This is a genomic window from Limnohabitans sp. (assembly GCF_044361645.1).
GTDB lineage: Bacteria > Pseudomonadota > Gammaproteobacteria > Burkholderiales > Burkholderiaceae_C > Limnohabitans_A.
In genome coordinates this window covers 21,048-27,603 of record NZ_JBIKIL010000042.1, presented here as the reverse complement: position 1 = coordinate 27,603, position 6,556 = coordinate 21,048, and the positions used below count along the sequence as shown (strand labels likewise).

Here is a 6,556-nt window from a genome sequence, read left to right as displayed (position 1 = left end):
CGTCCATGCTGGCGGTGTGGCCCGGAAACCACTCGGCCAAGGCCTCGGCCATGCGGGTGATGATGCTCGGGTCGCTGTCCAGGTAATGGGCTTCGACCGCGCGCATGGTCTCCAAAATGGTGGCGTGCTGCACGGTGCGCAGCAATGGCCGAAGGAGACAAAAACAAGATGATGAAACAGATCGCAGACGCGGCGAAAGAGCCGCAGAAGAGCTCAAGCGCATGCTGATTCTGGGCGGCGGCATCATCGGCCTGGAAATGGGCACCGTTTACCGCACGCTGGGTGCACGCCTGGACGTGGTGGAAATGATGGACGGCCTGATGCAAGGCCTGATGCAAGGCGTTGACCGCGACTTGGTCAAGGTCTGACAAAAGATGAACGCCAAGCGCTTTGACTTGCAGCTGCTCAAAACCAAGACCGTGTCCGCACGCGCCTTGCCCGAAGGCATTGAAGTCACGTTCCATTGAGGTCATGTTCGAGAGCGCCGAACCCGGCGAGGATGGAAGCAACACAAGCGTTGCGGCCCCCGCACCACAGGTGTACGACCTGGTGTTGCAAGCCGTGGGCCGCACGCCCAATGGCAAAAAACTCGCTGCTGAAAAAGCCGGCGTGACGGTGACCGATCGCGGCTTCATCAACGTCGACATCCAAATGCGCACCAAGGTGCCGCACATCTTCGCCATTGGCGACATCGTCGGCCAGCCCATGTTGGCGTACAAGGCGGTGCACGAAGCACACGTGGCGGCCGAAGTGATCGCGGGCGAACTGCAAGGCAACAAAGAGTTGGCCCAACAACTCAGGTCCTCGGCGTTCAACGCCCGCGTCATCCCCAGCGTGGCCTACACCGACCCCGAGGTGGCATGGGTGTGCTTGACCGAAGACCAGGCACGAGCGCAAGGCATCAAGGTGAAAAAGGGCTTGTTCCCTTGGACGGCGTCTGGCCGCGCCATTGCCAACGGCCGCGACGAAGGCGTGACCAAGCTTCTGTTCGACGACAGCCCGGAGGCGCACGGACACGGCAAGATCTTGGGCGGCGGCATGGTCGGCACCCACGCAGGCGACATGATTGGCGAGATCGCTCTGGCGATTGAGATGGGCGCAGACGCGGTGGACATCGGCAAAACCATCCATCCGCACCCCACGCTGGGTGAAAGCATTGGCATGGCCGCTGAGGTGGCACACGGTAGCTGCACGGACTTGCCGCCTGGCAAGAAGTAAACGCACCTAGCCGATAGCCACACAAAAGCAAAAGCCCGAACCGGCAACGGTTCGGGCTTTTTAGCGGGTGGCGCATACCTGGCTTCGGCTTTCACTGTGTCGTGGTGACCCGTGTTCGTTTGGTCTCGCGCTTGAGTCTAATTTCGACCGTTCTGCCCACTGCGCTGGCCGCTTTAACCAGTGTGTCGAGCTGAATGGACAGGTTGCTCGGGTCCAGCACGCGGTCTAATTGGGAGCGGCTGGTGGCCATGCGCTGTGCCATGTGCACTTTGCTGAGTTTGCCGCTTTGCATGGCGTCGTCCAGTTGCTCGGCCAGTGCGCGTTTGAGCGCACGGGCCTGCACTTCTTCATAAATGCCGTCCTCTTTGAGGAAGTCATCAAAACTGCTGCCCGTGTGGGGATTGACTTTAGTTGCTTTGGCCATTGGTCCACTCCTTCAATCGTTTGGTCGCCAGTTCAATATCGGCGTGGTTGGTTTGCTGGGTCTTCTTGACAAAGGCATGTAACAAAATCATTTCGGACTCCTCCACCGTAAAAAGCACGCGTGCGATGCGGTTGCCGATCTTGCTGCGCACTTCCCAGATCGGCCCTCGCAAGTGATCGACCCGTGGTTTGCCTATGGGCCATTTGTATTGGACATAGGCAATGTCTTCACCGACGGTTTGGCGATCTGCTTTGTCCAAAGTCTTCAGCCATTCGCGAACAGGTTCGCTGCCAGAGGCAGAACGGTAGAAAATTGCAGGGATTTTTCTGCTCGTCGACATCGTTTTAGTGTACCTTAAAAAGTACTTTTTTGACATTCACATGAGCGCTGACGCCGTGGACATCGGCAAAACCATACACCCACACCCCACGCTGGGCGAAAGCATCGGCATGGCGGCTGAGGTGGCACACGGTAGCTGCACGGACTTGCCGCCTGGCAAGAAGTAAACGCTTCGCGCTGCAAATAAAGAAGCCGTCAACCCGCGAGGGTTGGCGGCTTTGAACTTATTCTTCTTATGCTTGGGACTGACCCACTAAAACAAGCGGGGGTCAAACCTGAAAGGGTAGCGCTCAATTTTGAGCAATATCCTGCGGTAATCGGGGTGCGCTGGGTTGATCAACAAATTCATCTCTGACGGCTCGATGAAGGAGGGCACCCAGAGCCCCAGGCTGGCCATGGATTCAAGCCAGTCCAAACCAAACCCTTGCGTTGCCGCCTCATGGCTTTGCCAGTCGGCGGGCAGCCCTGAATCATTTGCGGCCATAAGGAGGCTGTCAGCTGGAATTTCCAGTTGCATCAAGGCTTGGTTTTTCGGATGGGCGCCGTTGCTGTGAACGCGTTTTTCGAGCTGACACAGCGCACGGTTAGACGCTGCATAGACCACTTGCTGCGCACCTTTGACATGCCAGCGGCCATTGCCTAAGGTCGACCCGAAACCCAGAGTGGCAAGAATGGCGGAGGAGGGCAGTGAGGGGTTTTCGCAAAATCCAATGCGCCAGACCGTGGTCAAACGACACCGCCGTATCGGATGGCAATCAGGATGTCTTTCACGCGCTGTGCACCGTAACTGGTTTTGGCCAACTCCAGAGGGCTATCGCCATCCAGCATGGGGTGAGGGCGGCGCAGCCAAGCTGAGGCTTCGTCTTCCGTCTCAAAGGTGTCGGTGGCCATTTGCCCAAGTTCCAGTAAACGCAAGACGCTTTCAGCCGAATGGATGGGCAGCATTTGTCCTTTGGCAGCTCGGCGGTTGGCGGTGCTGCGGTCCAGATCAAGATACTCCGCAATCACCCCTTTACCTAGCCCAAGGTAATCGCCCAGCGGCCCAATGGCTTGACTGGAAATGCCGCGCTTGAGGAGCTTGCAGGCCCCAGCGCTGGAAAGGCTGGCCAGACGTGTGCCCACCATCACGCGTGTGGATTCTGGTCGCGATTCGTGGGTGTCTGGGGCGTCCAGCATGGCCCACAGGGCGATAAGCGCAGCGCTGCGAGGGGATGTGATGGCAGAGACGATCCGTATGGTCATGGCGCAATTACACCATTTTGACGAGGCAATTGCAACAAATGGAGCTGATTGAGTATTGCTTGAGGCGTAAACCTCAGGATTTCGGGTTTGAACCGGCCTCTGGGGGCGCAGCTGGCAAGTCCATTTTTCCGGTTACGGCCACATGGATGATGGCTTTGCGCTGCTGTTTGAGCAGGTCGTCGGGTTGGTCGATCAAGTTGATTTGGCCCCGTGTCATCCTGGGCCTCGTGCCGTTGAAACGCCTATCCGTTGTTTGAGACTATGGGAATACGCACCACAAACTGACACCCTTTGCTATCCATCCCATCCGACAGGTGCACACTGCCACCCAGACGTATACATGCCTGCTTGACGATCGCCAGCCCTACTTTCCAACACGCATTGTTGAACCCACCCCTTTTCATTACATCCGTCACTTACCCATCAATCGCAGCGCCAGTTGGCGCAGGACCATGGCGGTGCAATCATTGTTATTGAGTGATTTTTTCAGCCGCGCGGTCGGTCGAGTCAAGCTTTGGCGCTGTTCAGGCGCAACATCAACGTCATGGGGTGCGTTGGCGATGCCTGAAACCCGTAGTGCTTATAAAACGCTTTGGCTTGTTCGTGCAGCGCATGAACCAGCAAAGCGCGAACGCCGGTGTTTTGCGACACGGCAATGGCTCGATGGACCGCGTCCTGCAACAGTGCCGCCCCCAGTTGGATGCCTTGTGACCGACGATCCACCGCTAGCCTGCCCAGCACCATGACCGGAACCGGGTCGGGCATGTTGCGCCGCACCGAAGGGGGGGCCATCTGGTGCGCGACCGCGCCAGCGGCCAAGGCATAAAAGCCGCACACCCGCTGTTCATCGTCAACGACCACAAAGGTCCTGCTGGCCCCGCTCAGATGGTTGTTCAGCGCCCGGCGTTTCAGCCACTCATCCAGCGCAGGCTCACCGCACTCGAAGTCGCGCAACAGGTGCACAGCCGCCAGTGGCTGCGGGGCTGACAGGTTCAAGCTCATGTGGCTTGACTGTGCCACGGTGCCTTGACGGCCATCAGCCGCTCAAGACCCGCATTGGCACTGGGCGGCGCGTCGAGCAGGGCGGTGAACTGCTGGAATTTTTCTGTGTCCAGCCCAAAAAACACTTGATCGAGCAATACCGATTGCGCACGCTCGCAAGCGGCCTCCAGCATGAAGTCAGAACGGTTCTTGCCCAGCAGGGTGGCAGCGTGATCAATGAGATCTCGCTGTTCCGGCAAGGCACGCAAATTGATGGCTGCGGCGCGCATGTTGACCTTTCGTGTGTATGCAGTGGCTACACGAATGGTAGGCAAGTGTGTAGCTGTTGTCAATACGTTGGCGGTAACCCATTCGCAGGCACCCCAGCTCAGTTCGTGGGCCAGCCCATGCTGGCGCACAAGGCGGTGCACGAAGCCCACGTGGCGGCCGAAGTGATTGCGGGCGAACTGCAAGGCAACAAAGAGTTGGCCCAACAACTCAGGTCCTCGGCGTTCAACGCACGCGTGATCTCCAGCGTGGCCTACACCGACCCCGAAGTGGCCTGGGTGGGTTTGACCGAAGACCAGGCACGAGCGCAAGGCATCAAAGTGAAAAAGGGCTTGTTCCCTTGGTCGGCTTTAGGCCGCGCCATTGCCAACGGCCGCTTTGATGCCGTGACCAAGCTGCTGTTTGACGACAGCCCGGAGGCGCACGGACACGGCAAGATCTTGGGTGGCGGCATGTTGGGCACCCACGCAGGCGACATGATTGGCGAGATCGCTCTGGCCATCGAGATGGGCGCAGACGCCGTGGACATCGGCAAAACCATCTACCCCCACCCCACGCTGGGCGAAAGCATTGGGATGGCGGCGGAGGTGGCGCATGGCAGTTGCACGGATGTGCCGCCTGCGAAGAAGTAAAACGCTTCAGCGCTGAAGCAAAAAGCCCCGGACGGGAAACTGTTCGGGCATTTGCCTGGGGGACTTCATTTAGGCCGATGTCGCCATGACTTGTCGTGCCGCATCGACCAAAAAGCCACTGCGGCTCAGGCCGTGGCGCTTGGCGTAGTCGTCAATGCGTGTCAACACAACTTGCGGCACAGTGATGTTGATCTTTTCGGCCTTGCCCAAGTACTTCTCCACAGGCACATCCACGACGGCCCAGACACCATTGGCATAGTTCGGGTTGGCCTGATGCGTGGCAATAGGCGCACGCACGGGCACATCCACACCGTCTTCAATCAGTGTTTCCACATGCAAGTCAATCGCTTCAGCAGCGGACAGCAGGGCATCGTCTAGGTTATCTCCAGCGCTAAAGCAGCCTGGCAAGTCGGGGACCGTCACGCCGTAGCGTTGGCCATCGTCGGTGTGCAAGACCACGGTAAATTTCATGTTCATTTCTCCTGTGACGCGGGGTTCAACGCCAGCCCGCTTGGCGCTCAATACTGGCCAATGTACCTTTGGGTACATCGCCATCAGGGTGCTTCACTGTCACCAAACCCGGTTTAACCGGATGCTTGAACTGGTGGTGCGAGCCCTTGATGCGGGCCAAATACCATCCATCAGACTCCAGCTTTTTGATGATCTGCTTGCTGCTCATGGTGGTTATTATAACTACCACTCAAGACGAGTTATACGGAATCGGTGTTGCAAGCCGTGGGCCGCACGCCCAAGGGCAAAAAACTCGCTGCTGAAAAAGCCGGCGTGACGGTGACCGACCGCGGCTTCATCAATGTCGACATTCAAATGCGCACCAAGGTGCCGCACATCTTCGCCATCGGCGACATCGTGGGCCAGCCCATGTTGGCGCACAAAGCGGTGCACGAAGCCCACGTGGCTGCCGAAGTGATTGCGGGCGAACTGCAAGGCAACAAAGAGTTGGCCCAACAACTCAGGTCCTCGGCGTTCAACGCACGCGTGATCTCCAGCGTGGCCTACACCGACCCCGAAGTGGCCTGGGTGGGCTTGACCGAAGACCAGGCACGAGCGCAAGGCATCAAGGTGAAAAAGGGCTTGTTCCCTTGGACGGCGTCTGGCCGCGCCATTGCCAACGGCCGCTTTGATGCCGTGACCAAACTGCTGTTTGACGATTCACCCGAGGTGCATGCGAATGGGGGCCACGGCGAGATCTTGGGCGGCGCCATGGTGGGCACGCACGCGGGCGACATGATTGGCGAGATCGCTCTGGCGATCGAGATGGGTGCAGACGCTGTGGACATCGGCAAAACCATCCACCCCCACCCCACGCTGATTGAGCGCATCGGCATGGCGGCTGAGGTGGCGCACGGGTCTTGTACGGATGTACCGCCTGCACGGAAATAGCGCAACCGTCTTCAAGCTGTCCTGACAAAGC

General features: G+C 58.5%; 10 protein-coding genes and 3 pseudogenes. 4 read left to right on the top strand and 9 right to left on the bottom strand.

The features are described from left to right. Positions 1–215: 215 nt before the first annotated feature. Positions 216–1,218: pseudogene (locus ACIQ39_RS08615) on the top strand (dihydrolipoyl dehydrogenase family protein); the annotation flags it as partial. Between the two features lie 91 nt (positions 1,219–1,309). On the opposite strand, the gene ACIQ39_RS08610 reads toward ACIQ39_RS08615, so the two are convergent. Together ACIQ39_RS08610 and ACIQ39_RS08605 are read right to left on the bottom strand one after the other, a co-directional pair. Further along, the gene (locus ACIQ39_RS08610; RefSeq protein ID WP_396434200.1) at positions 1,310–1,642 is read right to left on the bottom strand and encodes a Fis family transcriptional regulator; all 333 of its coding nucleotides are present in this window, start codon (positions 1,640–1,642) and stop codon (positions 1,310–1,312) included. After that, positions 1,626–2,018, bottom strand: coding sequence for a type II toxin-antitoxin system RelE/ParE family toxin (locus ACIQ39_RS08605; RefSeq protein ID WP_396434199.1), 393 nt, complete (start codon positions 2,016–2,018; stop codon positions 1,626–1,628). Before ACIQ39_RS08605 ends, ACIQ39_RS08610 begins: the two co-directional genes overlap by 17 nt. Positions 2,019–2,022: 4 nt before the next feature. Between ACIQ39_RS08605 and ACIQ39_RS08600 the strand changes: the two genes are divergently transcribed. Further along, positions 2,023–2,148 carry a hypothetical protein gene (locus ACIQ39_RS08600; RefSeq protein ID WP_396434201.1) on the top strand — a complete coding sequence of 42 codons (126 nt, stop codon included), beginning with the start codon at positions 2,023–2,025 and terminating at the stop codon, positions 2,146–2,148. Positions 2,149–2,234: 86 nt separating this feature from the next. On the opposite strand, the gene ACIQ39_RS08595 is transcribed toward ACIQ39_RS08600, so the two are convergent. The 5 genes from ACIQ39_RS08595 to ACIQ39_RS08575 form a co-directional block, all read right to left on the bottom strand. Further along, positions 2,235–2,711, bottom strand: coding sequence for an RES family NAD+ phosphorylase (locus ACIQ39_RS08595; RefSeq protein WP_396434198.1), 477 nt, complete (start codon positions 2,709–2,711; stop codon positions 2,235–2,237). Continuing rightward, on the bottom strand, positions 2,708–3,223 hold the full coding sequence (locus tag ACIQ39_RS08590; protein ID WP_396434197.1) for an antitoxin Xre/MbcA/ParS toxin-binding domain-containing protein: 516 nt from the start codon (positions 3,221–3,223) through the stop codon (positions 2,708–2,710). The genes ACIQ39_RS08595 and ACIQ39_RS08590 overlap by 4 nt, the downstream gene beginning before the upstream one ends. Positions 3,224–3,296: 73 nt before the next feature. Continuing rightward, positions 3,297–3,440 (bottom strand): hypothetical protein, encoded by a 144-nt coding sequence (locus ACIQ39_RS08585; protein ID WP_396434196.1) that lies wholly within the window; start codon positions 3,438–3,440, stop codon positions 3,297–3,299. 290 nt (positions 3,441–3,730) lie between these two features. Continuing rightward, positions 3,731–4,225 carry a GNAT family N-acetyltransferase gene (locus ACIQ39_RS08580; RefSeq protein ID WP_396434195.1) on the bottom strand — a complete coding sequence of 165 codons (495 nt, stop codon included), beginning with the start codon at positions 4,223–4,225 and terminating at the stop codon, positions 3,731–3,733. Further along, complete coding sequence (locus ACIQ39_RS08575) at positions 4,222–4,494, bottom strand: DUF1778 domain-containing protein (protein ID WP_396434194.1); 273 nt, start codon at positions 4,492–4,494, stop codon at positions 4,222–4,224. Before ACIQ39_RS08575 ends, ACIQ39_RS08580 begins: the two co-directional genes overlap by 4 nt. 105 nt (positions 4,495–4,599) lie before the next feature. Between ACIQ39_RS08575 and ACIQ39_RS08570 the strand changes: the two are divergent. Then, positions 4,600–5,124 (top strand): annotated as a pseudogene (locus tag ACIQ39_RS08570) (dihydrolipoyl dehydrogenase); the annotation flags it as partial. Between the two features lie 69 nt (positions 5,125–5,193). Here ACIQ39_RS08570 and ACIQ39_RS08565 read toward each other — a convergent pair. Beyond that, a complete protein-coding gene (locus ACIQ39_RS08565; RefSeq protein ID WP_396434193.1) occupies positions 5,194–5,595 on the bottom strand; it encodes a type II toxin-antitoxin system HicB family antitoxin in 402 nt (133 codons plus the stop codon). 25 nt (positions 5,596–5,620) lie between these two features. Continuing rightward, a complete protein-coding gene (locus tag ACIQ39_RS08560) occupies positions 5,621–5,803 on the bottom strand; it encodes a type II toxin-antitoxin system HicA family toxin (RefSeq protein ID WP_396434192.1) in 183 nt (60 codons plus the stop codon). Between the two features lie 44 nt (positions 5,804–5,847). Between ACIQ39_RS08560 and ACIQ39_RS08555 the strand changes: the two are divergent. Beyond that, positions 5,848–6,525: pseudogene (locus tag ACIQ39_RS08555) on the top strand (FAD-dependent oxidoreductase); the annotation flags it as partial. Between the last annotated feature and the right edge of the window lie 31 nt (positions 6,526–6,556).